The 26887-nt window shown below is 57.3% G+C and carries 29 protein-coding genes and 1 tRNA gene; 8 read left to right on the top strand and 22 right to left on the bottom strand.

All coding sequences use genetic code 11. The annotated features are described in order from the left end of the window. Positions 1–22: 22 nt before the first annotated feature. The 7 genes from ACPT9Q_RS07985 to ACPT9Q_RS07955 all read right to left on the bottom strand — a co-directional run bounded on the left by ACPT9Q_RS07985 (position 23) and on the right by ACPT9Q_RS07955 (position 8677). Entirely contained in the window at positions 23–1873 is a 1851-nt protein-coding gene (locus ACPT9Q_RS07985; protein WP_427365520.1) for a hypothetical protein, read from the bottom strand. Next, positions 1852–2568 (bottom strand): DUF2950 family protein, encoded by a 717-nt coding sequence (locus ACPT9Q_RS07980; RefSeq protein WP_427365519.1) that lies wholly within the window; start codon positions 2566–2568, stop codon positions 1852–1854. Before ACPT9Q_RS07980 ends, ACPT9Q_RS07985 begins: the two co-directional genes overlap by 22 nt. A 12-nt stretch (positions 2569–2580) precedes the next feature. After that, the gene (locus ACPT9Q_RS07975; protein WP_427365518.1) at positions 2581–5043 is read right to left on the bottom strand and encodes a PKD domain-containing protein; all 2463 of its coding nucleotides are present in this window, start codon (positions 5041–5043) and stop codon (positions 2581–2583) included. Between the two features lie 238 nt (positions 5044–5281). Then, entirely contained in the window at positions 5282–7045 is a 1764-nt protein-coding gene (locus ACPT9Q_RS07970; RefSeq protein ID WP_427365517.1) for a C39 family peptidase, read from the bottom strand. A gap of 220 nt (positions 7046–7265) precedes the next feature. Continuing rightward, positions 7266–7637, bottom strand: coding sequence for an IPT/TIG domain-containing protein (locus ACPT9Q_RS07965; RefSeq protein WP_427365516.1), 372 nt, complete (start codon positions 7635–7637; stop codon positions 7266–7268). A gap of 73 nt (positions 7638–7710) precedes the next feature. Beyond that, positions 7711–8499 carry a hypothetical protein gene (locus ACPT9Q_RS07960; protein WP_427365515.1) on the bottom strand — a complete coding sequence of 263 codons (789 nt, stop codon included), beginning with the start codon at positions 8497–8499 and terminating at the stop codon, positions 7711–7713. 55 nt (positions 8500–8554) lie between these two features. Beyond that, positions 8555–8677, bottom strand: a complete 123-nt coding sequence (locus ACPT9Q_RS07955) for a hypothetical protein (RefSeq protein WP_427365514.1) — start codon at positions 8675–8677, stop codon at positions 8555–8557. Positions 8678–9281: 604 nt separating this feature from the next. Between ACPT9Q_RS07955 and msrB the strand changes: the two genes are divergently transcribed. Both msrB and ACPT9Q_RS07945 read left to right on the top strand, forming a co-directional pair. Then, the gene (gene msrB, locus ACPT9Q_RS07950; RefSeq protein WP_427366742.1) at positions 9282–10208 is read left to right on the top strand and encodes a peptide-methionine (R)-S-oxide reductase MsrB; all 927 of its coding nucleotides are present in this window, start codon (positions 9282–9284) and stop codon (positions 10206–10208) included. Positions 10209–10342: 134 nt separating this feature from the next. Beyond that, positions 10343–11011: an HAD family hydrolase gene (locus tag ACPT9Q_RS07945; protein ID WP_427365513.1), complete on the top strand. Its 669-nt coding sequence runs from the start codon at positions 10343–10345 to the stop codon at positions 11009–11011. Here ACPT9Q_RS07945 and ACPT9Q_RS07940 read toward each other — a convergent pair. The 7 genes from ACPT9Q_RS07940 to hisB all read right to left on the bottom strand — a co-directional run bounded on the left by ACPT9Q_RS07940 (position 10962) and on the right by hisB (position 16879). Then, entirely contained in the window at positions 10962–11699 is a 738-nt protein-coding gene (locus ACPT9Q_RS07940; RefSeq protein WP_427365512.1) for a DUF72 domain-containing protein, read from the bottom strand. The genes ACPT9Q_RS07945 and ACPT9Q_RS07940 overlap by 50 nt on opposite strands. After that, positions 11696–13402: a phosphodiester glycosidase family protein gene (locus ACPT9Q_RS07935; RefSeq protein WP_427365511.1), complete on the bottom strand. Its 1707-nt coding sequence runs from the start codon at positions 13400–13402 to the stop codon at positions 11696–11698. The genes ACPT9Q_RS07940 and ACPT9Q_RS07935 overlap by 4 nt, the downstream gene beginning before the upstream one ends. An 87-nt stretch (positions 13403–13489) precedes the next feature. Further along, positions 13490–14164, bottom strand: coding sequence for a bifunctional phosphoribosyl-AMP cyclohydrolase/phosphoribosyl-ATP diphosphatase HisIE (gene hisIE / locus ACPT9Q_RS07930; protein WP_017872993.1), 675 nt, complete (start codon positions 14162–14164; stop codon positions 13490–13492). Continuing rightward, on the bottom strand, positions 14165–14944 hold the full coding sequence (gene hisF / locus ACPT9Q_RS07925) for an imidazole glycerol phosphate synthase subunit HisF (protein ID WP_017872994.1): 780 nt from the start codon (positions 14942–14944) through the stop codon (positions 14165–14167). Continuing rightward, positions 14938–15666, bottom strand: a complete 729-nt coding sequence (gene hisA / locus ACPT9Q_RS07920) for a 1-(5-phosphoribosyl)-5-[(5-phosphoribosylamino)methylideneamino]imidazole-4-carboxamide isomerase (RefSeq protein ID WP_427365510.1) — start codon at positions 15664–15666, stop codon at positions 14938–14940. Before hisA ends, hisF begins: the two co-directional genes overlap by 7 nt. Then, complete coding sequence (hisH, locus tag ACPT9Q_RS07915) at positions 15644–16273, bottom strand: imidazole glycerol phosphate synthase subunit HisH (RefSeq protein WP_017872996.1); 630 nt, start codon at positions 16271–16273, stop codon at positions 15644–15646. The genes hisA and hisH overlap by 23 nt, the downstream gene beginning before the upstream one ends. Positions 16274–16285: 12 nt before the next feature. Further along, positions 16286–16879, bottom strand: a complete 594-nt coding sequence (gene hisB / locus ACPT9Q_RS07910) for an imidazoleglycerol-phosphate dehydratase HisB (protein WP_017872997.1) — start codon at positions 16877–16879, stop codon at positions 16286–16288. A 190-nt stretch (positions 16880–17069) separates the two neighbouring features. On the opposite strand from hisB, the gene ACPT9Q_RS07905 reads away from it, so the two are divergent. Genes ACPT9Q_RS07905 through ACPT9Q_RS07880 form a run of 6 tightly spaced genes read left to right on the top strand, consistent with a single transcriptional unit; the run spans position 17070 to position 21325 of the window. After that, positions 17070–17567, top strand: coding sequence for a single-stranded DNA-binding protein (locus ACPT9Q_RS07905; protein WP_017872998.1), 498 nt, complete (start codon positions 17070–17072; stop codon positions 17565–17567). Continuing rightward, positions 17533–19122 carry an N-acetylmuramoyl-L-alanine amidase gene (locus ACPT9Q_RS07900; protein WP_427365509.1) on the top strand — a complete coding sequence of 530 codons (1590 nt, stop codon included), beginning with the start codon at positions 17533–17535 and terminating at the stop codon, positions 19120–19122. The genes ACPT9Q_RS07905 and ACPT9Q_RS07900 overlap by 35 nt, the downstream gene beginning before the upstream one ends. Positions 19123–19128: 6 nt before the next feature. Then, on the top strand, positions 19129–19743 hold the full coding sequence (locus ACPT9Q_RS07895; protein ID WP_017873000.1) for a GerMN domain-containing protein: 615 nt from the start codon (positions 19129–19131) through the stop codon (positions 19741–19743). Positions 19744–19783: 40 nt separating this feature from the next. Continuing rightward, a complete protein-coding gene (gene rph / locus ACPT9Q_RS07890) occupies positions 19784–20512 on the top strand; it encodes a ribonuclease PH (RefSeq protein WP_017873001.1) in 729 nt (242 codons plus the stop codon). Beyond that, positions 20509–21135, top strand: coding sequence for an RdgB/HAM1 family non-canonical purine NTP pyrophosphatase (rdgB, locus tag ACPT9Q_RS07885; protein WP_427365508.1), 627 nt, complete (start codon positions 20509–20511; stop codon positions 21133–21135). Before rph ends, rdgB begins: the two co-directional genes overlap by 4 nt. Before the next feature lie 28 nt (positions 21136–21163). After that, complete coding sequence (locus ACPT9Q_RS07880) at positions 21164–21325, top strand: diguanylate cyclase domain-containing protein (protein ID WP_427365507.1); 162 nt, start codon at positions 21164–21166, stop codon at positions 21323–21325. Between the two features lie 20 nt (positions 21326–21345). Here ACPT9Q_RS07880 and ACPT9Q_RS07875 read toward each other — a convergent pair whose 3' ends face one another. The 8 genes from ACPT9Q_RS07875 to serS all read right to left on the bottom strand — a co-directional run bounded on the left by ACPT9Q_RS07875 (position 21346) and on the right by serS (position 26886). Beyond that, the gene (locus ACPT9Q_RS07875) at positions 21346–21945 is read right to left on the bottom strand and encodes a lysine exporter LysO family protein (protein ID WP_427365506.1); all 600 of its coding nucleotides are present in this window, start codon (positions 21943–21945) and stop codon (positions 21346–21348) included. Continuing rightward, entirely contained in the window at positions 21942–22220 is a 279-nt protein-coding gene (locus ACPT9Q_RS07870; protein WP_427365505.1) for a LysO family transporter, read from the bottom strand. Before ACPT9Q_RS07870 ends, ACPT9Q_RS07875 begins: the two co-directional genes overlap by 4 nt. Then, positions 22217–23131, bottom strand: a complete 915-nt coding sequence (locus tag ACPT9Q_RS07865; RefSeq protein WP_017873005.1) for a rhomboid family intramembrane serine protease — start codon at positions 23129–23131, stop codon at positions 22217–22219. Before ACPT9Q_RS07865 ends, ACPT9Q_RS07870 begins: the two co-directional genes overlap by 4 nt. Further along, the gene (locus ACPT9Q_RS07860) at positions 23131–23850 is read right to left on the bottom strand and encodes a DUF4234 domain-containing protein (protein WP_427365504.1); all 720 of its coding nucleotides are present in this window, start codon (positions 23848–23850) and stop codon (positions 23131–23133) included. The genes ACPT9Q_RS07865 and ACPT9Q_RS07860 overlap by 1 nt, the downstream gene beginning before the upstream one ends. 70 nt (positions 23851–23920) lie before the next feature. Beyond that, positions 23921–24337, bottom strand: coding sequence for a secondary thiamine-phosphate synthase enzyme YjbQ (locus ACPT9Q_RS07855; protein ID WP_427365503.1), 417 nt, complete (start codon positions 24335–24337; stop codon positions 23921–23923). Positions 24338–24356: 19 nt separating this feature from the next. Continuing rightward, positions 24357–24450: transfer RNA gene (locus tag ACPT9Q_RS07850), tRNA-Ser, on the bottom strand. 36 nt (positions 24451–24486) lie between these two features. Beyond that, on the bottom strand, positions 24487–25599 hold the full coding sequence (locus ACPT9Q_RS07845) for a Gfo/Idh/MocA family protein (RefSeq protein ID WP_427365502.1): 1113 nt from the start codon (positions 25597–25599) through the stop codon (positions 24487–24489). After that, positions 25600–26886, bottom strand: coding sequence for a serine--tRNA ligase (gene serS / locus ACPT9Q_RS07840; protein WP_017873009.1), 1287 nt, complete (start codon positions 26884–26886; stop codon positions 25600–25602). Position 26887 lies beyond the last annotated feature (1 nt).

Below are 26887 nucleotides of genomic sequence, written 5' to 3'. Positions count from 1 at the left end.
GTGGTATCCCACCGTTTCTCATTCATGGGTTTTTCTCCTTCTTCCCGCTGAAGGGCTGCGGGGTAGGATACCCTTCCAGGATACGCTTTCCTTCCACCGTATCACCGCGGACTTGCGCTTCTATGGAGACTTTTCCGCTACTTTCCACCCGCTGGGGCGTTCCCAGGCCGGGAGCGATGTCCTGCAGTTCCCGGGTAAGCTCAGGCGGCATCGAAGGCGGCACAACTTCCATCCATCCCCGCTCCTCTCCGGTCATGGACACTGCACTTCCCTTCCAGGTTCCCTCGAGTTCTGCTTCACTTGCGAAACGGTAGCGGATGCTTTGTCCCTCCCCAAGGGGGATCTCCAGGGAACCTTCGTGCTTGTAGGTCATGGTGGCCTTTCCGTCCGGGGTGAGGGTGAGGGTGAAGGGAACCCGGTAATTTCGAAGGCCCAGCTTCTCCAGGTTCGGATCGGCAAAGAGGATTTCCCCCCGGTAGGTGCCGCTTGGGTCTTCCTGGGGGCTGCGGATCACATACCCTCCGCAATCGTACTCCACGAAGATGGCATCGTCTTCTTCGGCCTCCACTTCAACGCTGAAAGAGTTCAGGTCCTGTCTCAGGAAGTTCTTCACCGGAATACGGGTTTTCTCCTTTCCCCGCTCCACCACCACGAAAACCCCGTTGCGGATTGTGAACCTCTCCTGCCACTGGAAGTTGAGGTGATGCGTGATTTCCCCCACCACTTCAAAAACCCCCTCTTTCCCCGCTACCGGCGCTACCGAGGCTTTGACGTCAAAGCGGGGCAAAAAGGCGTAGAGCACCCCGGCGCAGGCCCGGACCGCAGTGGGGAGGAGAATGGATTGCTGGTCCTCGACCACCCGACGGTCGATGGCGTAACGGCGTCTCCGCCACCACCGGTCCAGAAACCCTCCCTTTGCCAGGGCCCGGTAGCGGTGTCCGTCGGTGGTGGTGGAGTACAGGTACCCGTCCCTGCCGTCCTCAAGCTTCTCTAAGGACGGTAAGGTGTACCGTCCGGGGATGGTGTCCTGGGAGAAAAAGTTGGCGTTGGTGTAGGAGGCGACATCTTTCATGAGCGCTTCGGCATCGAAGCGGAAGTATTTAAGGTTCGCCGGACGCCCTCTCTCCAGGGCCTCACGGAGGTGGTCGCCGGAAGTGCCACGCTCGTAGGGGTCGGGATCCCCAAGAATGGCCGCATGGCCGTCGTTCCGCACATGGGCCGGAACGGTCATATCCGCCACCATATGCATCACTTCTCCTACTGCCCGCCAGGCCTTGCCGTAGAGGTCTTTGGGGTCCTTACTCTCAATGGCTTTCTTCAAGTACTCTTTGGCCTGGAGCCAGCCGTACTCCTGATCGAAGAGTCCCAAAAACTCCATGGTATCCTCAGGGCGGGTTCGAAAAGTCCAGGTGACGGCATCCCGCTGCGGGTTGTCAAAGGTGGTTCCCCCAAGGAAACGTATGAGCCGCACCAGGAACTGCTGGTCGGTGAGGTAAGGCCGTTCAGAGTTCGTCGGGTCATAGAAGTGAAGAAGAGCCATGGGCCCTTCAGGTTCGTCGGCGGAAAAACCGCCTCCGATGAGCCATTCCCGGATGGTCTTCTCCCGAGCCACCTCGATGCGCGGGAAGAGGTTGCGGGTACCGTCCTCCGGTCCCCAGTCGATGCCCTTCCAGCGCTCTTCGTTGAAAGAGGCGAATCTGAGGTAGGGGTCTTTACCGTCTTCCCGGAAAAAGGTCTTTTCAAAGTACTCAATGGCGGCGCGGTTGATGGCCTGGTGGGCCTCTCCCATGGCGTCATCGTACCCCCAGCCCACCGGGGAGAGAAAGAGCACGAAGGACAAAAGACCGAGAATCAGAATCGCTCGATTTTCCATTCTTCCCCCTCCCTTTTGAGGGTGATGGGATAGGTCACCCCGTCCACAGTCATCTCATAGAAAGCCTCATCAGAAGATACCTCCACCTCCCGAGCCTCACGGAGCGCTCGGGCGACTTTCCGGACCTCCTCTTCAGAAACGGCGGGGTCCCCCTCCAGGGATTGCCGGAGGTCCGAAGATAGAAGTTCCCGGAGGGCAGCAAAGTCAAGCGCATCGAGTGCTTTTGCGGCAGCCTGGAGGACCTCACCGGGCCCGGTGGCAACATGAGACGGTGCGGGTTCACTGGCCGCAGGGGGTTCGGCGCCCTCCGGGGCAAGAACGCGGAAAGACAGCCGAACCGGCTTTCCAAGCGGCACCCCTTCCTGGGAGCGCAAACCGCTTCCCAGAAAGAGGTAGTACGTTTTCCCTGCCGGCCACCTTTCTTCCAGGGGGAAAACCTGGAGTTTCCGGGGGTCCTCTCCGGTAACGGTGACCCTCACCGCAAGGGGTATCTCTCCACTTTCATGCTCACTCACCCACACGGTGTCTTCCCGCAGCGAAGAAGCATCAAGGGGAAAGGTGAAGGTCACTTCCAGGATATCTTCCGGTCGAAGGGTGAGCTCCGGCCAGTCAGTGAAGGTGTTCCCCCAGAGGTTCTGGGGGAACGCCAGGAAACCCAAACCGACGAGAATGAACAAGACCAGGAACGTCCTCATGGTTTTCCCTCCTCAGAATTCCCGGTAACTCTGGGGAACGATTTCCCCCTGGCGGTATTCCATCTCGGCGAACTTCCGCCCGTCGGGGAGCCACTTCACCCATTTCCCTTCCCGTTTATCCCGGCGGTACGGCCCCTCGGATTCCTTGGTGCCGTTGCGGTAGTAAAGGGTGAAGAGGCCTTCCCGGAGTCCATCCCGGTAGGTGCCCCTCTGGCCCACCACACCGTTATCGTAGAAAGAGACCCACACACCTTCTTTTTTGCCGTGCTCGTAGGTGCCCTCAAACTTTTTCTGGCCATTCTCGTAGAAGGCGGTTTCGGTGCCGTGTTTCACCCGGCGGCCCTGGTTATCGAGGTAATAGGTGTACTCCAGTTTCACCTTTCCACTGGGGTAATACTCCCGGTGGGTGAGAAGTCGTGGGCCAGGGCTTTTGAGCTTGAGGGGAATTCTCTCCATGGCCAGCATCTCTTTCGTGACGGTATCGAAGGCCTTCACGGTGAGGGTGAACTGCCCTGCTTGGATAAAGCGGTGTTCCACGGTAGCACCGTCGCTTGCGAGGGGCTGGGTTCCGTCCCCGAAGTTCCATACATAGCGGACTGGATTCGGTGGTGGGGGAGAAAGGATGGCCGAAAACCGCAAGGGTTTTCCGGTTTCAAGCTCTGCCGGCTCCGGCTCAATGCGAAGCGCAAATTCCGGGGGTTTGGTTTCCGCGGGAGTGGCTGTGGGAAGGGATTTTTCCAGAGTTTCTGCGGTGGGGATTGAGGCCACCACAGTTTCCGGAGGTGTCGGTGGTGCTTCCGGGATAACGGTTCCTGGCAAGAGATGAGGAGAGGGAACTGGCGAAGGCACAGGGCTTTCCGGAGGGGTGGTAGCGAGTGCTGGTGGTTCTTGTGGTGTCTCCTCCGGAGGAACGATTTCGGGTAGGGGGGAGGGAGGCTGTGATGCTTCCCCGGCAAGAGCGGTTCCCGGTGGGAGAGAAGGTACTGGTGATGTTTCCTCTGGAAGAACGATTCCCGGTGATGGAGAAGGCGAAGGCATCGGTGGGGTTTCCTCTGCAACAAGAGTTCCCGGTGAGGGAGGGGGAGTCTCCAGAGGGAGCGCCCGGATCTCACTCACCAGAAAGGGCACCGGGGAAGGATTGGCAAAGCCAAAAAGCGCATAAGGGGTGACTTTTCGGGCCGCATAGATCATGCCGGGGCTACAGGCCACTCCGGCGATACTGCCCGTGGTTTTCACCGGAAAAGGGAACTGGTGGTCCTCGAGGGTACCCCAGGCTTCCTGGAGATTCCCCCCGGCATCAAAGTGAAGGAGGAAACCGGAATGATTATCGGCTACATAAATGTCTCCCCGGTGGTCCACGGCGATACCCGCCGGGGTAAAGTAAGGCCTTTCTTTGGTGAAGTCAGTTTGCAGGGAGATTCCCCGAACCCGGGGGACTCGCTCGATGGACCGCAGGAATTTCCCGGAAGGATCAAAAACCGCAACACGGTGACTCCCCGGATCGCTCACCAGCACCTCTCCGTCTTTCCCGATGGCGATACCGGTGAAGACCAGGTCCTGGAGGGTCAGTTCTCCATCGCCAAAAGAGTAAAGCACTTTCCCCTCCCGGTCCAATTTGGTCACCCGGGAAGCCCCAACTTCCACCACGTAGACGTTTCCTTCCCGGTCGACGGCGATGCCCTCAGGTTTTTGGAGCTCGGCTTTGCCGAAAACTCCCAGGAAGTTTCCCTTCCGGTCGAACTTCTGGATGCGATTCATACTATCGGTCACGTAGATATACCCCTCCGGGTCAAGGGCAATCCCTGCAGGGTAGAAGAGTTTCCCCGGCTCCATTCCCTCTTCTCCAAAGGTGAAAAGCAGCGTTCCGTCCGCCCCAAAGACCACCACCTGGTGGCGGCTGTGGTTGGCCACATACACTCGCCCCTCCAAATCACAGGCCACCCCCTGGGGGGAATCGAGCACTTCCTGCCCGAGGAGCCTGCGGAGGGGATAGGGAAAGGCGCCGATGGTGATGCTCTCAAGAATCCTTCGGGCTTCGGGGCTGCCCTTCTTAAGGAAAAGCCCGAATCCGAGCTTTGATCCTTCCAGGAACACCATGAAGGCTTCTTTCCCCATGAATTCGGCCCGGTAGAGGGAGGTGGTGACACCTCCGATGGTGATGGGTTCCTCGGTGAAGGGGGTGCCGCTCTGCTTCAATTCTTCGATCGGGCCGGCAGCGTATTCTCCGCTCAGGACCACAAGGATATCGGCACTCTGGAAGATTTGTTCTCCTTCCGGAGGCTCTCCCTCCCAGAGGGGACGGATGAACCCTCCCGGGTCACCAGGTCTTTCTCCGAAAACCCGGAACCACCCCTCCGGAAGCTCCAGGGTAAGCTGAGCGATGGTGTGGGTCTTCCACTCTTCGGCTCTCCCGGGAAGACTGGGGGAAATACCGATGACAAGCACGAGAAAGAGAACCGGGAACTTCCAGCGCATTGTACCTCTTTCCCCTCCTTTTCGAGGTGTTTGGAGTATTGTAGGAGAAAGAGCAGAACATGTCTACAGCGTCCTCACGCAATTTCCCCCGCGGCCCCAGGAAGAGCTTGTGGATGAACGGAATGGTCAAAGGGGTCTCGTCATACTCTATCTCCCTGATCGCTCTCCCGACAGGGTCGATTGTTTCGGGGACTCGGGAACAAAGCGACGTCAACACCCTGCAGATACCGAAAGTCCATCACTCCTGTTGCGTTCCTCTCTCAAGCTCTACGGAAAAATCCACCACAACGCTGATCGCCACAGGATTTCTCCCCTTCCTTACGGTTTCCTGAAAGGACCGGCTGTTCGAAATGGCAGCGTGGAGACTGTCTACAGCCACCGGGACCCTCAGCCACACTTCCCGGGTTACAGGATCAAAGATGATTTCTTCCATGTCCCCAATCCACTGTGGAAAGGCGGAAGGAGAACCGGTCAGCATTGCCTGCGGCGAATACGCATAGAACACCGTGGGAGCACCGATGATTCCGGGGTCAGGGACGGGTGTGCTTCTCCCGTGAACATCCAGAACCACTACGGCAAGTGGATTCCCCTCAAATGTTCGCTTGAAGCGGAGGAATTCTCTCCCTTCTGGCGTCTCTTCCCTGATCCCGGAAATTCGAAAGACAAAGGGTGGTGCAGGGGTTATTCCTGTAATCCGACCAGGAAAGGAAGAAGAATATTCCCGAGAGAAGTCAAGCGTTGCCGTTCCCTGGAGAACTCTCTCCCCCTTGCCAGTGGCAACCTCGAGGATCTCGACAGGGCCATGGTACCGGTCCCTTATCACGTGACCCCCGGCGGTCACCTGTATCGTGGCGCCTTCCCTTCCACACCACCGGCACTCCACATCGAACTCAAAGTTCGAACGCTCTCCAGGGTCCCTCCGGCCGTTAAAGTTGGTATCCTCCTCTCCATCACAATAACAATCGCCGTCATTGTTGACATCGAGTTCCTTTCGCCTCCCATCATGGTCGCAATCGGCATCCCTCGGCCGGTAATCTCCCTTTTCGTCAAAGATGTACGCCCTAATCTCGTAAAGGTCCGATACCCCATCACCGTCACTATCGGGGTTCCGGGGGTTGGTGTGGAAACGCTTCACTTCGTCAAAATCAATGACGCCATCCCCATCAGAGTCACGTCCCGGGAGAACACCAGAAGAACGCTCAATGTCCCGACCAAGGTCGTACTCATCCTTACAGGGAGAGTACTGCCCTTCTAAAGGTGGCACAATGGCATATCCTGCCCAGAACATTTCCTCGCCTGTGGGAAGACTCCGCAGAGACCAGCGAGCGTTCTCCCCAAGGCCAAGCTCCACGCCGAAGAGATTGAGAGGGCAAAAAGCCGGATCGTGCACTATAAGAGCGGGATCTCTCGGGTCATCGTCATAACCAACGACAACAACGGCATGGTCTACCCGCCGTTGCAGGAGCAACAGATTTTTGCCTTCAGGAACTGCAAGGATAAAGGGCCTTCCCTGGTCAATATACCCTTGAAAAGTGCCAAAAAATCCTGCCGTGTTGGATGAGACATCAAGGACCAGAGGAGGGTTGGACGCACCAAGAGCCCACTGAAGCAGTTCAGCAACCCGACTCCCGGGGACACCCAGCGAGTGGCCGAGGTCGCCCTCAGGCTCATGACCACCATAAACCTCATAGGCAATCCGATCCTGGCTCAAGTCCCCGCCAAAGTATCGGGTAATCATCGCCAGAGAAGCAAAGACGCAATAGTGTTGACTGTGCTCCGAAAGTTCCTCAGAGAGCTGAGGACCGTCCCAAGCTCCGGAACCTCCTTCGCTGCACCCATCAAGGCACAGCATCCAGGTGTCCTTGTGCTGGGTGATGAAAGGAACGGGGAGAATGACTTCCCGGGCCAGAGAAACCACACAAAGGGAGAAAACCATAACCAGAGAAAGTGCGAAACACCGCACAGTGTACCCACCTCCAGCTTTCCCCTCAACCCTGCTCATTGAGATGCCTTGACCTTCTCACCCCGGGGAGCCCAGGATGGTGATCCGAAAGGCGAAACAGCCCGGAGTGAAGACAGAGGAGAAACACGTATCGGTCGACCCTGATGAGAGGTACCGCAGCCTGAGATCACAACCTGGACGGCGAGGTCCACTCTCAAAAAGCCCGGGCACAACCGTCCCGGGCCAATAGCGACACGCCTGTAGCCAGGACACGCACTGCTTAGAAAGAGAACTGTTCCCCTATCGCCGCCCCGCAAGGAACGGTAAACCTGACACCGTTACTGGAGACTCCGTTTACGGTGACCACGATATCCCCGGTGGTGGTCGCAGGAACGAGGACGGTGATCCGGGTACTGGACCACGAAAGGACCTCAGCAGGGACACCGTTGAAGGTCACCACACTCCCTCCCTGGGTATCGCCAAAGCCAGTCCCCTTGATGACCACCGTCTCTCCCGGTGCACCACAGGTAGGATGCACTTCGGTGATGGACGGTGGCTCAAGTGAGGGCGTGGAAAGCGGAACACCGCCGTTTTCACAACCAGAAAGGGCAAAAAACGCCAAAGCCACGATCAAAAACCACATTCTCCCCATGTATACTCCCCCCTCCAAGGGACAAAAAGACCCCGGCTCAGGGCAAAAGGCTCTGAGCCGGGGGAGCACCAGGCTATGGAGTGACCACTCCAGTCGCCACGTTCAAGGCAGCGTTGAACGGATTGCCGGCTTTGTCAGTCACCCCCATGAGCGGGGTGTAGGCGAAGAACACCTGAATCTGGTCACCGGCGATCAGGCGGTCGGTCATCCAGTTTCCAGTGAGCGTAACGCTCTTCCGATCTGCACTGAGGGCCACCTGGGTGACGTTGAAAGTACTCCCTCCAGGACAGATGAGGCAGATAACATCCCAGACCGCAGGCAACGTAAAAACATTCATATCCCCAACCACAATCTCCTCATTGAAGTACACCACAATAGTCGGGGCATTGCCCAAAGGAGCATCGGCCTTTGCCGAGAGCGAATGGAGGTAGGGCCCGGTCCCATCGACGACGATGGTGAAGGGAGTCCTGCTGCTCTCCGGTAAACTCCCCTGGGTAGCGGTGAACGAGAGGTTATAGGTACCCTCGGTGGTCCCGGAATTCCACGTCCAGGCGAACTCCCCGCTTGGCAAAGCCGAGGTCTGGCCGATCACGGTACCATCGCGGTAGACCTTGATCACCGCACTGCTTGGGGCAGTCCCCTGGAAGTAAACATTCTGGGAGAAACGAACCGGATCACCACTCTGGAGGATTCTTCCGGTAACCGGCGAACCTTCACGAACAATGGTGATGCTCGGAGCGGCCGTTCCCGGTGTCGAGGTCGGGGCAGGTCCTGGAGAAGGCCCCGGAGTCCCCCCACAGCCCACGAGAACCACACAGAGAAGAACAGGCAACACAAGGAAAAGGAACCACTTTCGACGCATGCTTTCCCCTCCTTTGCAGGTGATGCACTCATTATACTCCCCCGGAAGGCAAAAATCAAAAAACCCGACCCATATCCGGCCCAGGAAGTGCTACAATATTCCCCGAAAGGAGGGAGAGGAAGAGCATGCGAAAGAGGAACACCCTGGTGCTCTGCATCGTTACCATGCTCTTTGCCACCTTCGCGTTCCTTCTTGCAGGATGCGGACCCCAGAACCCACAACCCGAAGCCCTGCCAGAAGCGTCCCCTGAGGCATCTCCTCCAGCGTCCCCCGGAGCGTCACCAAGAGTCTCACCGGCACCGCAGGGGCTTGTAGGACTGCTGTTATAGCCAGAAGGAAACCAAAGCCCTGGAGCCTGCCTGGGCTCGGGCTTAAACAGCAGACCTGGAAGAAAGCAGAGTGACCCCTGTACTGGTGAGAAGTTCGGGAGCATTCCCGGTCGGGCGACCCGGTATACGCTCACAGGGCGCTAACTCGAGATTTCTCTGTCCTCCACAGGATGTTTCCCGTTCATGGAAGAACTCCCCCCTACTCCTGCAAGCAGTGAGTGACCCCCAGCGACACCCCCGAATGAACACGAACCCACCCAAAAGGAAAAAACAGGTTGCAGCAAGGAAGGAATAAAAAGAAGGTAAAACCCCTTTCAGGGCGAAGAGGTGATGGAGATGAGCAACATCCTTTTTGTCGCTGTGACGTTGTCCCTTTTCCTTTTCAGGGTCCAGGCCGCTTTCGCCCAGGAAAACCTTGAAAAGGCCACCTTCGCCGGTGGATGTTTCTGGTGCATGGAGAGTGTTTTCGAGCACATCCCCGGGGTGGTTGAGGTCGTCTCCGGGTACACCGGGGGACACACCGAAAACCCCACGTATGAGGAAGTGTGTTCTGGGAAAACTGGCCACTTCGAGGCCGTCCAGGTAACCTATGACCCGGAAAAGGTCACCTACGAAGAGCTCCTCGAGGCCTTCTGGAAGAACATCGACCCCACCGATCCGGGAGGGCAGTTCGTCGACCGGGGTCCTCAGTACCGCACCGCCATTTTCTACCACAGCGAATCCCAGCGCATCGCAGCAGAGCACTCAAAGGTAGCCTTAGAACACTCGGGGAGGTTCGAAAAACCGATTGTTACCGAGATTCTCCCCGCCTCCACCTTCTACCGGGCCGAAGAGTACCACCAGGACTACGCCAAGAAGTGCCCGCTGCAGTATGAATTCTACCGTTCCCACTCTGGCCGAGAGGAGTTCCGAAAGAAATACTGGCAGAAACCCTGGGAGAACTTCCAGAAACCCTCTCCGGAAGTCCTGCGCCAGAAGCTCACCCCTCTGCAATTCCGGGTCACCCAGGAAAACGCCACCGAACCACCATTCCAGAACGAGTACTGGAACAACAAACGCGAAGGCATTTACGTGGACATCGTCTCTGGAGAGCCCCTCTTCAGTTCCCTGGACAAGTTCGACTCCGGGACCGGATGGCCGAGCTTCACCCGGCCGCTTGAACCGGGCAATATCGTCGAGGTGGAAGACCGCAGCCACTTTATGGTGCGCATCGAAGTCCGAAGCCGCCATGCCGACTCCCACCTGGGGCATGTTTTCGACGATGGACCCCCACCCACCGGGAAACGCTACTGCATCAATTCCGCCGCCCTGCGGTTCATCCCCAAAGAGGACCTGGAGAAAGAAGGATACGGTAAGTACCGGAAGCTTTTCGAAGAATAAGCCCCAGCCATCCCGGAAGACCTGCCTCTGGGATGGCTTCTCCAAGACCCTGTGATACCCGGTTCTGAGGTTCCTTACTCCCTTGACACTCCTGGTATAATCAAAGGAAGTCGAAAAATCCGGAGCGTGAAACCATGACGAGGGCCGTTATTTTCGACATAGACGGAACCATCACCGATACCAATCCTCTCCTCCTTGAGGCCATACAGAGGGCCTATAAGGAGTTCACCGGAGAGGAAAAACCAGAAGAGTACTTCGTGTTCACCCTGGGCATTCCAAGCCCGGAAACGGTGCGAAAGCTCGGTATCCCCGAGGACAAATCTCAGGACTTCGTCAAGCGGTGGCAGGACCTCATCAGGGAAGCAATGCCTAGGGTGCAGCTTTTCCCAGGGATGCGGGAGGTCCTTGAAACGCTCAAAGAAGCGGACATTCCCATGGCGATCGTTACAGCAAAAGTACGCTCAGAGATGAGCTACCAGTTCGACCACCTGGGGCTCAATAACTTCTTCAGGGTCATCATCTGCGCCGAGGACGCTCCCCGTCCCAAACCGTATCCGGATCCCCTGCTTTTGGCTTGCGAGAAGCTCTCTGTCGCTCCTCAAGAAGCGCTCTTTCTTGGAGATAGCGTGTACGATATCACTGCGGCTCGCCTTGCAGGGGTACCTTTTGCTCTGGCCCTCTGGGGAGCGCTGGAGCGTGAACGGGTGCTCACGATGCACCCGGATTTCGTCCTCTCCTCCCCCAGGGACCTTCTCAAGATTCTCCGGAAGAGTCTCCGGGAGAGAGCGAAAGCATTGCTCTGAGGCTTAAGGCGTTCTCAAACATCGGGATGTTGTTGAAAAGACAGAAGGCGTCTTTTGAGGATGCTTTGAGGAGCTTCGCAAGGAAACGAAGCTCCTCGTCGCTGTAGCAGTACCGGTAGGACCCCCTGCCGTGCAGGCGGAAGTACACGACCTCCCCCCACTGGGGGGAATCCCCAAAAGGGTCCACAACGTGGACGAGATCAAGCTCCTGGCAGATGACCCGGATGTCCTCTTTTCGCCACTTCCCCCGGGGTTCCCAGGCAAGGAGCACCTCTTTTCGGGGGAAACGCTCAAAGAACCGAACCAGGTTCCTCCGGTGCTCCGGAGTTGGAGTGAACGAGGGAGGACACTGGAAGACGATCACCTTCGCCTGCAGGGCCACCGCCTCTTCAAAGGTGAAGCGAGCACACGTTGCCACCTCTTCGGTGTCCTGGAAGAACCCCAGGTTTTCGGGACGAAAACCCGAAGGAAGCCGGGTGCGCCGGTACGTGGGGGAGGAAGCCGGATGGGTGATGCCCTGGAAAGCCTTCATGGTGAACACGAAAGACGGCGGAGCTTCCTCTCGAAGGCGGACAAGACTTTCTGGGGGAACGAGGTTGTAAAAGGTTTTCTGGACTTCCACCACATCGAGGTGCTGGAAGAGCTCAGCCCGCTTCCTTGGGAAACCGCAGACACCAACGCGAATCATGGACAGAGCAGAATAGCCGACGCAACCTTGCGTTCTCCCAGAAGGTCTGAGGGAAGGTTCAGGATTTTCCCCTCAAGGTAGAAGGTCGTCGACCCCCCACCATCGAGATTCAGGGCAGATCTCATCCGGTACGTCTTCAGTTCCTCAACGAGCTCCTCAATCGTCATCCCCACACTGTGGCCCGGTCGCCTCCCATCGACAATGAGAAAGAGCACACGTCCATCCTCGAGGTTCCCCACCACCGTGCGGGGGTGTCGTTTGGCCACAATATCAGGATTGAAATCTCCAAAAGGCCCGGGTTGCCCTTCGAAGAAAAGGAGCGGGCCTCCACTCACGGCATACCGGACTTTCCGCCACTCCTCAAGCTGTTCTGGTGAAGAAAAGAGGGTCATCCGCACCCGCACGCGGTCGCCGAGCCGGAAAGCCTCGCGGAGCCTCTGCGCTCCCTGGCCCCGGCCAAGGAGAATGAAACCATCCCGGGGGATAGGGGTTTTCCCCTTCCCATCAAGGCGGATTTCCTGCACCACGCCACCCCGAACGATGACCTCAACCCCCTCCTGGGGAGGGGTTTCATTACCGAAGAAAAAGTCGTAGAAGGTCACCTCATCCCCGTTGTTCAGGCGGTTGATGCCCTGAATCGCCACCTCGCCTCCCTCCCCGATGGCCCTGCACTCAAGACGGGTCTCCCCAATCACGAGGTGATTCTCCGTGGTAAAACCTGCCGAGTACCACCCTTTCTGGGGTTCGGAGAGAATACGCCCATCAACCATGAGCAGTCCTATGGGGTCGCCGTTTTCAGCAAAGAAACTCGCGTTCATGGCAAAGAGAGCCCCATGGCGCCGGGCAATGTCGCTCGTTTTTTCCCGGTCCATCACCTGGTCCTTCGCCAGGGCAACCCTGAGACGGAATGGCGCATCAAGCGGGTCAAAGATGAGAGCCAGGGTAAAGAAGGGTCCGGGAGGAAGGGCTTCCTCTCTCTTTCCGGTTCCCCCTAAAGCCACGGGATACGAGGGAAAACCCTGCTTCTCCAGGCGAGCCCGAAAAGCAGCAAGCTCCTCTTTTTTATACGGTCCAACCCGAACCTTGAAGAGCCCCCCTTCCTCGACGACACTCGCGGAATACCCGAGTTCCTTGAGCCACCCGGCCACCCTCTGAGCCCGCTCTTTCTCTCCGTAAGCACCGACCTGCAGGAGAAACATCCCACCGGAAACCCCCAAAGAGGAGCCCACCGGTTGCCCGGCGGTCTGCCGAGAAAGGGGAGAAAATCCCCACTTCTTCACCACAAGCTCAAGGTTGGGGTGGATACTTTTGCGGCGCTCAAAGCGGATATCCCCCCGGGCGTATTTCTTCAGGGTTTCCTTTATGATGGTGAATTCCTGAGTACTCAGGACCCTTTTTGGGAAGACATTGCCGGAGATATCCCCCCGGATGAGGGGTGGTTCTAAAGATGCTGCCAGAAAAAGCCAGCGCCGGTCTTCATCACCGATATCCCCGATGTCTCGAAAGACCACACCCCGGGTATCCACAAAGGACAGAAGGTCATCGTAGGAGAGCGCCTGGAGGATGGTCTTCACCGCCTCAAGGCGCACAACCGGATCGGCCGACCTTTTCCCCGGAGGAAGCGAGAGCGAAGTCTCAAGGATACCGTTCAGGGACTTCAGGAAATCCCCCCAGGTGACTGGGGTGAGTTGGGCAAAAGCCACAGAGGAGACCAGAAACTCCAGAACCAAGAAAACGACAAGGAGCCCTAAGGGGGCTTTCCAGGTTTTCCTTTGCAAAGGGGCATCACCTCAGGATGTGGTCGCTTGAGCCTTGATATGCCGACTGCTCAGCTCTTCCATGACCTCGACATACGTCAGGCCTTCGTGTTTCAGCAAGACAAGGAGATGATACAGGAGGTCGGCCACCTCATACCGGAGGTGGTCCCTGCGGGTTTCTTCTCCCTCAAAGGCGGCAAGAAGGACCTCAGTGGCTTCTTCGGCAACTTTCCGGAGAATCTTCTCCTTCCCCTCGGCAAGAAGCCTCGCCGTGTACGAGGAGGGAGAGGGGTGCTTTGCCCGCTCCTCAATAATCGAGAACAAATCCCCCAGGAAAGCCAGAAGTGGCGAGGCAGGGCAGGATGCCCGGGGCTCTAAAATCTCTGTCCCCTCAACCATCCGGTGGAAGCACGAGAAAAACCCCGTGTGGCAGGCCACGCCTTCCTGCCGCACCTGGACGAGGAGGCAATCCCGGTCACAATCCACATAGACCCGCTCAACATGCTGCACGTGGCCACTTGTTTCCCCCTTGTGCCAGAGGGTTTTTCGGCTCCGGCTGTAGAACCAGGTGGTTCGTGTCTCTAAGGTCTTCCGAAGGGCCTCCTCGTTCATGTAGGCCACCATGAGGACTTTCCCCGTGACCGCATCCTGGACTACCGCGGGGATAAGCCCGTGTTCGTCGAAGCGGAGCTCCTCAAAAACGCCCATTCAATCCTCCATCCGCACCGGGATACCGCGTTTCCGCAAGAAAGCCTTGGCCTCAGGAATGGTGTAATGACGGTAATGGAAAATCGAGGCTACAAGCGCCGCATCGGCTTTACCTTCCTGCAGAACTGCGGCGAGATGCTCAAGTTTTCCCGCTCCTCCAGACGCAATAACGGGAATCTTCACTTTCTCGGCAATTTTCCGCGTGAGACTGATATCGTACCCCGATTGCGTCCCATCGGTGTCCATGCTGGTCAAGAGGATTTCCCCTGCACCCAGCCGTTCTACCTGCTGCGCCCAGGCAATGGCATCCTTCCCTGTGGGGGTTCTTCCCCCGTTGATGAAGACCTCCCAGTAGCTCCGGGAGGTAATCCGGTCCCAGGTCCGCTTCACGTCAATCGCCACCACCACACACTGGCTCCCGAAACGCTCAGCAAGCTCGGTGATGAGGTTGGGATTTAAGACCGCCTGGGTGTTGATGGAAACCTTGTCCGCTCCTGCTTTCAGGAGCTTGCTCACGTGTTCGACGCTTCCGATACCTCCCCCCACGGTGAAAGGAATGGTGAGTACCTCGGCGACCTTTTCCGCCACGTGAATCATGATCTCGCGCTGCTCATAGGACGCCGTGATGTCAAGGAAGACCAGCTCATCTGCTCCCTCTTCCTCATAGCGCTTGGCCAGCTCCACCGGATCACCCACATCCCTGAGGTTCTCAAAGTGGACTCCCTTGACCACCCGACCTTCCTTCACGTCAAGACAGGGAATAATCCGCTTGGCTAACATTGCCTTCCTCCTGCACGCTCAAGGATTTCCCGGAAACTCACTCGACCTGTATAGAGCACCTTCCCCAGAATAACCCCAGAAACTCCAGGGATGGTCTGAAGAAGGAGAATGTCCTCTATCCCCCGCACACCTCCAGCAACAATTACTGATACCCCGCTGTCCTCGATGAACCTCCGGATGCTTTCACCATCCACGCCCTCAAGCGTTCCATCCCGGGTCACATCGGTCAGAATGAAACGAGTGACACCTCTTTCGTGGAGTTCCCGGGCAAGATCCGAAGCCCGCAGAGACGTCCCCTCGGTCCATCCTGAAACCGCAAGTACGCCATCCCGCACATCCAGGCTCACAGTGAGGCGCTCGCCCCCCACTTTGAGCATCTCCGCAAATGTCTCCGGGTCCTTCACCACGACGCTCCCCACCACGGGGAAGGCCACCCCAAGGTCGAGATAACGGCGAAGGACTTCAAGCGTCCTGATACCTCCACCCACCTGGACGGGAATGCGCACACTCTTCACGATGCTTGCCACACTCGGGAAGTTCCGGGGCTCCCCAGCCCTTGCTCCCTCAAGGTCCACCACATGGAGCATAGGCGCTCCCTCTTCTTCAAGCTGTTTTGCCACGATGAGGGGGTCATCGTGGTAGACCTCAAGGCGCTGGTAGTCCCCCTGGGTGAGACGAACTACCCGCCCGGCGAAGAGGTCAATTGCCGGAATAAGAAGCATTGCTATCGATGCTCCTCACCCAGTTCTCAAGGAATTTCATACCCCAGGTGGCACTCTTTTCGGGATGGAACTGTACACCCCAAAGGTTGCCGACGTTCACCACCACCGGGATGGTCACATTGTAGTTGCAGATGCCCACCACACAGGACTCGTCTTCAGGAAGGACGTAGAACGAGTGAGCGAAATAGAAAAAGCGCCCCTGGGGGATGTTCTCGGTGAGCGGCGCCTGCCGCTTGAAGTAAATCCGGTTCCAGCCCATGTGAGGAACCTTCGTGGTCGGGGGGAGCTTTCGCACCTCTCCAGGGATCAGGGCAAGGCCCTTCTTTTTGGGGGCCTCCTGACTCCGTTCAAAGAGGAGTTGCAACCCAAGACAGATGCCGAGAATGGGTTTCCCGTCGTCAAACATCTGGCGAAGAACAGATACAATCTGACCCTTCTCCATATTCTCCATGGCTTCTCCAAAGGACCCCACACCAGGAAGAATGATGGCTTCTGCAGCCCCAAGGCGCTCGGGGTTGCTGGTGACCTCGACAGTTTTCCCAAGACGCTCCAGGGCCTTGGCGATGCTGCGGAGATTGCCAATCCCGTAATCCACAATGGCGATCATAACCATCCTCTCCTACAGAATTCCTTTGGTCGACGGAAGGACATCTCCCCGGACCTGCACTGCCTCATGCAGCGCCCGGCCAGTAGCTTTAAAGAGCGCCTCAAAAGCATGGTGCGCATTTTTCCCCCACCATATTTTAGCATGGAGAGTGAAACGCGCAAAGGAGGTAAAGGATCGGAGGAACTCCTCAAGGAGGACGACCTCAAAATCCCCCACCTTCGGCCCCAAAGACGAAGGGACATCGTAAACGAGGTAGGGACGCCCGCTGAGGTCCACCACGGCCATCCCCAGAGCCTCGTCCATGGGGACGAAAGCCGAACCGAAGCGCTGAAGACCTTTTTTGTCTGCAAGGCACTGGTGTAGAGCTTCTCCAAGGACTATTCCCACATCTTCCACAACATGGTGGTTGTCAACACGTTTCTGGTCTCCCTCGGCCCGGAGCACAAGATCCCACCCTGCGTGGAACGCCAGAGCCTCAAGGAGATGCGGGAAGAACGGGACATCGAGCACAATGTCGATCTGTCGCGCACCATCGATGTTCACAAAGACCTCCACTTCGGTCTCTTTTGTCGTCCGCCGGAGTTGTGCCTCGCGAGCCAGCTCCATCACCCCTTCCCTAATTCTACAAAAAGCTTTTCCATCCGTCGAGGGGAAGACAAAAACGTCACCCCCACCCTGGAGAAAGCCCAAAAAACCGCTATCCAAACACCAGGAGGAAATTTCGGAGAGAGTCTTTTCCCTTCGCCCCTCCCTGTGCTAAACTCAAAAGGGAGAACACGAATGGGGGTATCGATACATGGCCAGAGATATTAACTATTTTTTCGGCATCGGAAACCTCACCAAGGACCCCGAACTCCGGTACACCCCTCAGGGGACACCAGTCTGCCGCTTCCGAATGGCCATGAATCGGCGGTACCAGGGGAAGAGCGGCCCGGTTGAAGAGGTTACCTACATCACGGTCGCTGCCTGGTCCAAACTCGCTGAGCTCTGTGCCCGTTACCTCCACAAGGGGAGCAGGGTTGCGGTTGTGGGCGCCCTCCGTTCCAGCTCCTGGGAAGACCGAAATGGTGGGAAACGCACTTCCTACGAAATCCGGGCTGAAAACATCCAGTTCCTCAGTGCTCCCCGGGGTGCAGCTTCAAGCGACCAGGACATCATCGACTTCTCACAAGACATCGATGTGGAGCGTTTTGGGACCTTCTCCGATGAAGAGAGCGGAGAACCCCTGGGGGACCTCGAAGACATCCCGCTTGAGGGCAATGAAGAAACTGCTGACGATATCCCTCCTTTTTAGTGCTCTGGTCCTTTTTGCCTTTGGAGCTCTGGGCGAAGCTCAGATGGTCATCACCGTTAACGGGGAGCGTATCCAGAGCGGAGCCCGGGTTGTCTCCCGGGGTGGTACGCTCTACGTCGCCGTTGAAGACCTTTTTCGGGACATCGGGGGGGTTGCTTACTACTCCCCCATCATGAACAAAGCAAACCTGAAATTCGGCAAAACCTCCTGGGTGCTCTCCCTGGACAAGGGCGTTGCGATTACCGACAACCGGGAGGTTCCCTTAGAGGGGAAAGTCTTTGTGGAGAACAACAAACTCTACCTCTCCCTCCCTCTTCTTGCCGAGCTTTTTGGCTTTCGCATCTCCACAAGAACGCAGGAAACTCCCACCCCAGAGGCCCCTCAACTTGCCCCATCTCCCAGGGCTGGGGCACCGATTCTTTCGGGCGTTCGCTTTTCCTCGTACAATGAGGAAATGCGCACCCGGATCACCTTTGACTTCCAGGGTAGCGTTCCTCCCTTCACCTCCCAGATTGACCGGGAGAGGAACACCGTGACCATTCTCTTCCGCAACTGTAGCCTTGGGAACGTCGCCTCTCCCATTGCCGTCAACGACCCACGGGTGGGGACCATAACGCTTGAGGAGAAGAACGGGCAGGTCGAGGCGAACATCGCCTTCCGGGGGGCCATTCAGGTTCGGGAGGGAAAGCTCAATGGAGGAAACCCCCGGGCATACTTTGACCTGAGGAGCCTTGTGGAGGTCACCGAGGAGGTTCCTCCCTCTCCGGTAACATCCCCTTCTCCGAAGCCTTCTCCTTCACCACGTCCATCCCCCACACCCGCGTTCTCTCCCACACCCAGTCCCTCTTTCGAGGTCATCAACCGTAACGTCGTGGTGCTCGACCCAGGACACGGGGGGAACGACCCGGGATGTGTCCACAACGGGTACCAGGAGAAAACCATCGTCCTTGAAATCGCAAAAAGAGTGCGGGATATCCTTAGGGCCCGGGGATACGAGGTGTACATGACCCGGGAGGATGACACCTATCCCACTCTTGACGACCGGTACCGCCTGGCCAACAGCAAAAACCCCTTTGCTTTTGTGAGCATCCACTGCAACGCCTCACCAAACCCAAAAGCAAGCGGTATCGAGGTCTTTGTGGGAGGGACGAAGCCCCGGGGCGAAGGAGCACTCGATGTGGCCCAGCGGGAAAATGCCCCCTTTCTTGCCGAGCAAACAACCTTTTCTGAAAACCTCGAGAAACTCAATTCCATCTACACCTCGGCCTACTACCTGAAGAGCCGTGAGGCGAGCGCCAAACTGGGAGACCTTGTGGTGCAGCGTGTCGCCAGTCAGACCGGCCTTACTGCCCGGGGAGTGAAGGAAGCGCCTCTTGTGGTTCTCGGTCACATGTTCTATCCGGCATGCCTCGTAGAGGTCGGGTTTCTGAGTAACCCCGGTGAAGCGAAGAAACTCGCCTCGCCTTCCTTCCAGGACCGTATCGCCCGGGGGATTGCCGATGCCATAGAGGCCTTTGCGAAAAGCCCCGAGCTTGCCAAGCTCCTTGGAGGATAGAAAACCATGGAGGAGTGGAAATACAGGACGAAGAAAAAGAGACGGAAAAAGCGGACGTTCTCCTGGCAAGCGCTTCTCTACATCCTGCTTGGGGTGCTCCTCTTCTTCGGTGTGGTGTACGGAAGCGAGATGCTTCTGCGCCTCTTCCGCCAGCCTCCTTCCGAAACCCCCCGTCCCACCGGGATTTTCATCCCCCGCGGAGAGGAGATGGAGGTTGTGGTGTACTTCGCCAACGCCGACTTCACTGCTTTAGTAGGGGAGAAGAGACGGATTACAAAAGACGAACGGTGGATGGAACGGGTGATCGGGGAGCTCTTGAAGGGTCCGGAGAACAAAGACCTCTTCAACGCCCTGCCCTCCGGAACCCGTCTCAATGCTGTCTTTGTGGAAGGGAGAACGGCTTACGTCGACCTCAGCGCTGAGATGGCGAAAAACCAGTCAGGGGGAGCGTCGCAGGAATTCCTGAGCGTGTACGCCATTGTGGACACCCTGACCGCCTTTCCCGAAATCGAAGCGGTGAAAATCCTCATCGATGGGAAAGAAACTCAAACCCTCTGCGGTCACATCGACATTTCTGCGCCTCTGCGAAGGGACGAGCGCATCATTGCAAAAGTTCAGTAGTTTTCAGGAACTCGGACAGTATCTCAAAGGGAGGACATCCATGCGGAGCGATGGGCGGCGACCAGATGAACTCCGGCCAATCAGCGTTGTGCGAAACTACCTGAAGTACGCCGAAGGGTCCGTATTCATCGAAGCGGGGAATAACCGTATTGTGTGCGCCATATCCGTCGAAGACCGGGTACCCCAGTTCCTCCGCAACACGGGCCAGGGCTGGATTACCGCCGAGTATGCTATGCTCCCCCGTGCCACCACAACCCGGAACATCCGGGACGCTGTGAAAGGGCAAATCGGTGGGCGGACCCATGAGATCCAGCGCCTCATCGGAAGAGCCCTGCGTTCGGTGGTGAACCTTGAAAAACTCGGAGAGCGGACCATCCTTGTGGACTGCGACGTCATTCAGGCCGATGGAGGGACGCGGACGCTGGCCACAACCGGCGCCTTCATAGCCCTCGTGGATGCCCTGTGGAACCTCCTTGATCGGGGAACGCTCCCGGAACGGGGTATCGTGCGGGACTACCTTGCTGCGGTGAGCGTGGGCATCGTGAACGGCGAAATGCTCCTTGACCTCAACTTTGAGGAAGACTCTGTGGCTCAGGTGGATATGAACGTGGTGATGACCGGAAGCGGAAAACTCGTGGAAGTCCAGGGAACAGCCGAAAAGGAGCCTTTCTCCCGGGAGACCCTGAATGCCCTCCTCGACCTTGCCCAGAGGGGCATCCAGGAAATCCTGACTCTGGAGCGGAAACTCCTCGATCGGGGCCTTCCATGAGACCCACGGTGTACGTTGTCACGAAAAACACAGGAAAACTCGTCGAGATACAGGACATCCTCAGACCTTTCGGCATCGAGGCAAAGAGCATCTACGACGTTGCCGATATCGGTGACGTTGCAGAAACCGGGGAAACATACCTGGCGAATGCCCTTATCAAAGCCCGGACAGGGTTTGAAAAAACGGGACTGCTTTCAGCTGGAGAAGATTCAGGGCTTGAAGTCGATGCTTTAGGAGGGCTTCCCGGGGTGTATTCTGCCCGTTTTGGAGGGCCCGGGCTTTCCCAGCGTGAGCGCATCGAGCTTCTTTTGCAAAAGCTCCAGGGCGTTCCTCGCGCACAGCGCACTGCCCGTTTCGTGTGCGTTGTCGCCCTGGTATGGCCGGGGGGAGAAAAGGTTTTTGAGGGAACCTGCGAGGGCTTCATCGCTGAAGAACCTCGGGGAGACCGGGGATTCGGGTACGATCCGGTTTTCGTCTTCCCACCCTTTGAGAAGACCTTCGCCGAACTCGGCCCGGAAGTCAAAAACCGCGTGAGCCACCGGGCCCAGGCATTCAGGAAACTCGCGCAGTTCCTCAGGGAGAATCTACAACAAGCGAGCATTGCTTGGTATCCTGAGTCATAACGAGTAAAGGCGAAGAACATGGCAGGCTGTGGAACACACCGCCTTTCCATTTCAAACAGTGACCGTAAGCATTGGGGTTGCCACTGCAAATGCAGGCGACTCCGCCGACTCCCTTCTCGACAGAGCCGACCGCTGCCTCTACCAGGCAAAGAGGGCGGGCAAAAACCGCGCGTGTGCAGACCCCTCATAGGGGCGCGAAAACACACAGCCCTACAGAAACCTTGAGAAAAACATCACGCACGGAGCCACGCAGAGGGAGTGCAGTACCCCACTCACCACCCCAAGGGGGACGAGTTTCCCCCCGCTGACCCGTGAGAGCACCCCAAGGGTTGTGTCCATACTCGTTGCGCCGCCCAGGGCCACCGCCGCCCATCCCCCGAAGACCCGATACACCCACTCGAGGTTCACAAGGGTGAGAATTTCCCGGAAGACGTTGGTGGCAAAGGCGAAAAGTCCCAGAGAGGGATTCCCCAAGCGAGCCAGAAGGACCCCCGAAAGAGAATACCAGCCAAACCCCGAAGTCACGGCGAGGCACTCCCTGAGAGTCATCGGAGAACAAAGCGCAACGAATGCCGCCCCAGAAAGACTTCCAACCATGGCCGCAAGCGGCAGGAGGAATACCCGCAATCCCAGCGACCGAATCTCCTCAAGGGCTTTGCTCTCCCACGCAAGCTCCATCCCCACGCCGAAAACGAGCACATAGAGGGAAACGTCAATCCATCGCTCCAGAAAGCCTTCAAGAGTGGAGGGGAAAAGGCCGGAAAAACCGAACAGTATTCCTGCACCCAGACTGAGCACAATGCCAATCACAGCCGTTTCCTCTTTCTCACCATTCGTTCCGCAAGGCCTGCAACAACCACCGCTCCAGCCCCTGCAGCGAAAGCCAGAGACAGCGCCGAAAGACCGAAAGAAGCCAGCTTCATCCGCAGGAACTCCTCCTGCCCCAGGCGAACCCCCATGGCAAAAAGCAGGAACAAAAGCCCCACGGTGCTCAGGGTTTTCCCTGTTCTTCTAGCCAGACCGGACCGCACCAGCCTCCCCACAAGGAAACCAAGGGCAAGCACTGCAAGGAGAAGCCACATCATTCGGACTCTCGCTCAAAGACAATGCCCTCGTACTTTTTCAGGACACTCCTCCGCCACCGGAGGAACACCTCCTCAACCTCTTCAAGGCGCTCTCCATTTCCCTCCTCAAGGAACCGCTTGAGAAGCTCCTTGATTTTCCGGGCCTCCCGGTCAGGAGGGTGCAGGGACTCCACAGCATAGCGAGAAGGGACCTCCCCACCCTCAATGGTCACGAGGATATCCCGAACCCGGTTGTGGAAAGCGATCACGCCCTCCAGAGAAACGGCACGCTGTGAAAGACCCGGGAGGAAAAAGGTAGCAACGCTCAAAGCCACAAAAACAATACAGGCCCCGTAGAGCAACCGTTCCCCCCATCGTTTCCAGGAAAGCCCCGAAAACCCGGGAGCAAGAACCCACCCAAGGCCCATACCAGCGAGAAGCCCACCCACATGGGCAGCGTTATCGATTGCCGGAAAGGTGAAGCCAATGAGAAGGTTGATGAAAATGAAAGGGAGAATGCCCATGCCGAGGCGATGCAGCGACGTATTCCGGTACTTGAGTCCTCCGGCAAAAAGGAGTCCCGCAAGACCAAAGATGGCCCCACTCGCTCCCACGCCAATCTGGCGGAAATTCACAAGGTACGAGAGGAAACTCCCTGAAAGCCCAGAGAGTACATAGGCCACGAAGAACTTCCGGTACCCGTAAATGCCCTCGACAAGCCGCCCAAGCTGGAAGAGAGCGTACGTATTGAAGAAGAGATGCCAGACATTTCCGTGGAGAAAAATGCAGATGAGGAGCCTCTGCCACTCTCCTGAGGCAATGAGCGGTCCATATTTGGCCCCAAGGCGCAAGAGGTTAGGAAGAGTAAAGCCACCGCTTGCCACGGTGGCCACAAAGAACACCAGGTTGAAGACGATAACCGGATACAGCATCAGGAAACCCGGCTCAGCGCTTCCTCGACTTCCCGCCGGAGGGTCTCATCGGTAGAAAGGTACTGGTTGATTTCGCTTGAGAGCTTCACAAGAAGGTACAGCCAGTAAATGGCAAAGGTGATGATACCCAGGATGATGAAAAGAGCAATGCTTCGCCGCGGGACCCGGAAGACCCTTCCGGTGAGGCGGACACCGTATTTGTCCTCAAGGTACTGGTAGAGCTTGTCCTTAAGGTCGGAGAGCTTCCCGATGGAACGGAACACAAAGGAGAGGTACACGGCAAGAAAGATGAACGCCAGGATGTTGAAGACGATGGCGTACACCCCGGTGAAGAGCCCAATGACATAGAACACAAGGTAGACCCAGAACGGCCAGGTCTGCACGATGAACTCCTCACTCCGGTTGGCGAAAAATCCTATCTCCCCCCGGAGAGGGTCCTCCAGATGGTCCTTGAGGTTCAGGAAAACATCCCGGGTATTGGTTACATTGGTGTTGATGGCCCGGGACCACTGGTAGAGAACAAGAAGCTGAAAGATGGCGCTGAGGATACCAAAGACCGCCACTCCTGCCACAGCCCCAGCGGTAGCTCCCACCTGGAGTTGCACTGCAGAAACCATGGCCGAGATAGAGAAGACCACGGCAAGAATCACGAAAACAACCGCAAGCACCGCCAGGGACATGCTCACCCGATTCTCCTCGAGGAACCTCGAAATGGCCACGAGTACTCCCCCCTTCCTCCCTTTTCCGTCATTGTAGCACAGAAGGGCTTTTTTTCAGCATGTCAGGGTCCTATTCCCCGAGAATTTTCACTAGCACCCGCTTGGGGCGCTTCCCGTCAAACTCTCCGTAGAACACCTGCCCCCAGGGACCAAGGTCGAGTTTTCCTTCAGTGATGGCAATGACCACTTCCCGTCCCATAATGGTCCGCTTGAGGTGGGCATCGGCGTTGTCCTCGCCGACGTTGTGGCGGTACTGCTCATAGGGCTTTTCAGGGGCAAGCTTCTCAAGCCACCGCTCGAAATCCTCGTGCAGCCCTTCTTCGTCGTCGTTGATGAAGACGCTCGCCGTGATGTGCATGGCATTGCACAAAAGAAGCCCTTCCTTGATGCCGCTTTCGCGGACACAGTCTTCAAGGAGGGGGGTGATGTTCACGAAGGCCCGTCGCGTGGGGATGTTGAACCAGAGTTCCTTCCTGTAGCTGCGCATGGTTCCTCCTTCGGAGCTCTGGCGGAGAGGGAGGGATTCGAACCCTCGAGGCGGATTTTCGTCCGCCTAATCGCTTAGCAGGCGATTGCCTTCAGCCACTCGGCCACCTCTCCAGGACAGGGGTAGTATACCATGGAAACCTCATGCCTTCAATACCCCGAAAGGGCGTAGGCACTCTCAAGCACCCTTTGAACGAAAACCCCATCCGCAACAGTTGCCCCAAGGGAAGGTTGTCCGGCAATCCGCAAAAGGAAATCGTGGGCACAGGCAATGTGCGGGCGAACCCAACCGATGGCGAATTTCCCGGGAATGCGATTCGGGTAGGGGTACTGATGGACTGATTCAATGAGCTTGAATCCCCGGTTCCCCCCGTATGGACCGCCTCTCTCCCGAGCATCGTAAACCTCAAGGAAATTCGGCTGCATCGAATTGAAACGGACGGCACCCTCCATTCCTTCAATCTCAAGACGCAGCTCGTCGCAGCTTCCCGTGGCGAAGCGACTGGCCTCAATAGTCAACGGCGCACCGTTTGCAAGGACTCCAGAGACCTCTGCCCAGTCATCAACAAGAACCTCCTCGAAGTCTTCCCCTTCAGGATTTCTGGGGCGCTTCGTGATGAAGGTCTTCCCCCGGGCTCCCGTCACCACAAATGCTCCCAGAAGGTAATGGACAAGGTCGATGAGGTGTGACCCCAGATCAGCCAGGGCACCGCCTCCCGCAAGGTCTTTCCGGAGACGCCAGCTCATAGGACGCCGGGGGTCGTTGTACCCTGAATGGAGGTACTGGGCCCGAACCCGGACCACCTCACCCAGAAACCCCTCGTTTATGAGTTCTCTTGCCCGCAGGATTGCAGGAACGAAACGATTCTGAAAGGCCATCCCGAAGGCCACACGGCTTTGCGTCACGATTTCCTGGATCCTCTCGGCTTCCCTGAGGTTGAGCGCCAGGGGTTTGTCGCAGTAGATGTGCTTTTGTGCCTTTGCAGCCTGTTCCACAACCGGAAGGTGAAGAGCATTGGGTGTGGCCACCACGACAACGTCAATGTCTTCCCTTTCAAGGAGCTCCTCAACACGATGGGTGGCAAAAGGAATCCCGGTCTCCTCTTTCGCCTTTTTCGCCGTCTCCTCCCGGGAAGTGCAGATGCCCCGAATCTCGGGGAGAAAGGGAAGATCACTGTAGTAAAAAGGGAGGGCCGAAAACGCCAGAGCGTGGACCCTCCCGATAAAGCCAAAACCCACGATGCCAATACCGAGTCGCTCCATCTACTTCACCTCAAGTTCCGGGGTGAGGATTTCGATGCCATGCATGTACCGGCGGAGCACCTCAGGCACAACAACCGTTCCGTCTTCCTGCTGGTAGTTCTCAAGAATCGCCACAAGTGTCCTCCCCACCGCAAGACCTGAACCGTTCAGAGTGTGCACGTAGTGGAGCTTTCCCGTGTACGAACGGAAACGGATGTTGGCCCGGCGGGCCTGGAAGTCCTCGAAGTTACTGCAGGAAGAAATCTCCCGGTACCTCCCCTGAGACGGCAACCACACCTCGATATCGTACGTTTTCGCCGCAGCAAAGCCCAAATCAGCGGTGCAGAGGGTCACCACCCGGTAGGGAAGCCCCAAAAGCTCAAGTACCTCTTCCGCATCCCGCACGAGTTCCTCAAGCTCATCGTACGAGGTATCGGGGTGGACAAACTTCACAAGCTCCACTTTGTTAAACTGGTGCTGGCGGATGAGCCCCCGAACGTCTTTCCCGTAAGAACCTGCCTCCCGTCGGAAACAGGCGCTGTAGGCCACATAGTAGATGGGAAGGTCGTCCTCTTCGAGGATCTCATCAGCGTGGAGGTTCGTCACCGGAACTTCTGCAGTGGGGATGAGGTGAAGGTCATCCTGACAGTGGTAGAGGTCGTCAAAGAACTTCGGGAGCTGCCCTGTCCCGGTCATGGTCTTCGTGTTCACAAGGAAAGGCGGGAAAATCTCCCGGTATCCGTGTTTTAAGGTATGGAGGTCGAGCATGAAGTTGATGAGCGCCCGCTCAAGGAGCGCCCCTGCACCCTTGAGGACGGTGAAACGTGAAGAGGCAATCTTCGCCCCCCGCTCAAAGTCAAGGATGTTGAGAGTCTCCCCAATTTCCCAGTGAGGCCGGGGAGGGAAGGTGAACTCCCTCGGTTCCCCCCACCGGCGAACCTCCACGTTGTCCTCTTCACCATTCCCAAGCGGAACGCTCTCGTGGGGAATATTGGGGAGGAAGAGGAGCTTCTCCTTCCACTCTTCCTCCACCTCCTTAAGTTCCCGGTCGATGGACTCGAGGCGTTCGGAAATCTCCCCGCCTTCAGCAAGAAGTGCCCCGGGGTCTTTTCCTTCCCGCTTCAGGGCCCCGATGGTCTTGGCCAGCTGATTCTTCCGCTGTTTTAAGGCATCGGCTTCTCTCTGAAGTACCCTTCGCTTTTCGTCAAGGGCAAAGAGGGTGTCCAGAAGCTCTGTGCTCATGCCCCGTTTCCTGAGTGCCTCGGCGACATCCTCCCGGTGTTCCCGCACCCACTTCCAGTCAAGCATG

The organism is Candidatus Caldatribacterium saccharofermentans, from assembly GCF_050267035.1.
Classification (GTDB): domain Bacteria; phylum Atribacterota; class Atribacteria; order Atribacterales; family Caldatribacteriaceae; genus Caldatribacterium; species Caldatribacterium saccharofermentans.
This window is presented reverse-complemented; position numbering and strand designations above follow the sequence as displayed.

What these genes read in the sequence shown, in the direction of transcription:
- ACPT9Q_RS07960 (WP_427365515.1), bottom strand. Translation starts at nt 8,499, where the DNA reads ATGCGTCGAAAGTGGTTCCTTTTCCTTGTGTTGCCTGTTCTTCTCTGT.
- ACPT9Q_RS07970 (WP_427365517.1), bottom strand. Translation starts at nt 7,045, where the DNA reads ATGAGCAGGGTTGAGGGGAAAGCTGGAGGTGGGTACACTGTGCGGTGT.
- hisB (WP_017872997.1), bottom strand. Translation starts at nt 16,879, where the DNA reads ATGGAGCTGGCTCGCGAGGCACAACTCCGGCGGACGACAAAAGAGACC.
- rdgB (WP_427365508.1), top strand. Translation starts at nt 20,509, where the DNA reads ATGAGACCCACGGTGTACGTTGTCACGAAAAACACAGGAAAACTCGTC.
- ACPT9Q_RS07975 (WP_427365518.1), bottom strand. Translation starts at nt 5,043, where the DNA reads ATGCGCTGGAAGTTCCCGGTTCTCTTTCTCGTGCTTGTCATCGGTATT.
- ACPT9Q_RS07945 (WP_427365513.1), top strand. Translation starts at nt 10,343, where the DNA reads ATGACGAGGGCCGTTATTTTCGACATAGACGGAACCATCACCGATACC.
- hisF (WP_017872994.1), bottom strand. Translation starts at nt 14,944, where the DNA reads ATGTTAGCCAAGCGGATTATTCCCTGTCTTGACGTGAAGGAAGGTCGG.
- ACPT9Q_RS07940 (WP_427365512.1), bottom strand. Translation starts at nt 11,699, where the DNA reads ATGATTCGCGTTGGTGTCTGCGGTTTCCCAAGGAAGCGGGCTGAGCTC.
- ACPT9Q_RS07845 (WP_427365502.1), bottom strand. Translation starts at nt 25,599, where the DNA reads ATGGAGCGACTCGGTATTGGCATCGTGGGTTTTGGCTTTATCGGGAGG.
- ACPT9Q_RS07870 (WP_427365505.1), bottom strand. Translation starts at nt 22,220, where the DNA reads ATGATGTGGCTTCTCCTTGCAGTGCTTGCCCTTGGTTTCCTTGTGGGG.
- ACPT9Q_RS07980 (WP_427365519.1), bottom strand. Translation starts at nt 2,568, where the DNA reads ATGAGGACGTTCCTGGTCTTGTTCATTCTCGTCGGTTTGGGTTTCCTG.
- ACPT9Q_RS07855 (WP_427365503.1), bottom strand. Translation starts at nt 24,337, where the DNA reads ATGCGCAGCTACAGGAAGGAACTCTGGTTCAACATCCCCACGCGACGG.
- serS (WP_017873009.1), bottom strand. Translation starts at nt 26,886, where the DNA reads ATGCTTGACTGGAAGTGGGTGCGGGAACACCGGGAGGATGTCGCCGAG.
- ACPT9Q_RS07905 (WP_017872998.1), top strand. Translation starts at nt 17,070, where the DNA reads ATGGCCAGAGATATTAACTATTTTTTCGGCATCGGAAACCTCACCAAG.
- msrB (WP_427366742.1), top strand. Translation starts at nt 9,282, where the DNA reads ATGGAGAGTGTTTTCGAGCACATCCCCGGGGTGGTTGAGGTCGTCTCC.
- ACPT9Q_RS07865 (WP_017873005.1), bottom strand. Translation starts at nt 23,131, where the DNA reads ATGCTGTATCCGGTTATCGTCTTCAACCTGGTGTTCTTTGTGGCCACC.
- ACPT9Q_RS07895 (WP_017873000.1), top strand. Translation starts at nt 19,129, where the DNA reads ATGGAGGAGTGGAAATACAGGACGAAGAAAAAGAGACGGAAAAAGCGG.
- hisA (WP_427365510.1), bottom strand. Translation starts at nt 15,666, where the DNA reads ATGCTTCTTATTCCGGCAATTGACCTCTTCGCCGGGCGGGTAGTTCGT.
- ACPT9Q_RS07965 (WP_427365516.1), bottom strand. Translation starts at nt 7,637, where the DNA reads ATGGGGAGAATGTGGTTTTTGATCGTGGCTTTGGCGTTTTTTGCCCTT.
- rph (WP_017873001.1), top strand. Translation starts at nt 19,784, where the DNA reads ATGCGGAGCGATGGGCGGCGACCAGATGAACTCCGGCCAATCAGCGTT.
- hisIE (WP_017872993.1), bottom strand. Translation starts at nt 14,164, where the DNA reads ATGGGCGTTTTTGAGGAGCTCCGCTTCGACGAACACGGGCTTATCCCC.
- ACPT9Q_RS07985 (WP_427365520.1), bottom strand. Translation starts at nt 1,873, where the DNA reads ATGGAAAATCGAGCGATTCTGATTCTCGGTCTTTTGTCCTTCGTGCTC.
- hisH (WP_017872996.1), bottom strand. Translation starts at nt 16,273, where the DNA reads ATGATCGCCATTGTGGATTACGGGATTGGCAATCTCCGCAGCATCGCC.
- ACPT9Q_RS07900 (WP_427365509.1), top strand. Translation starts at nt 17,533, where the DNA reads ATGAAGAAACTGCTGACGATATCCCTCCTTTTTAGTGCTCTGGTCCTT.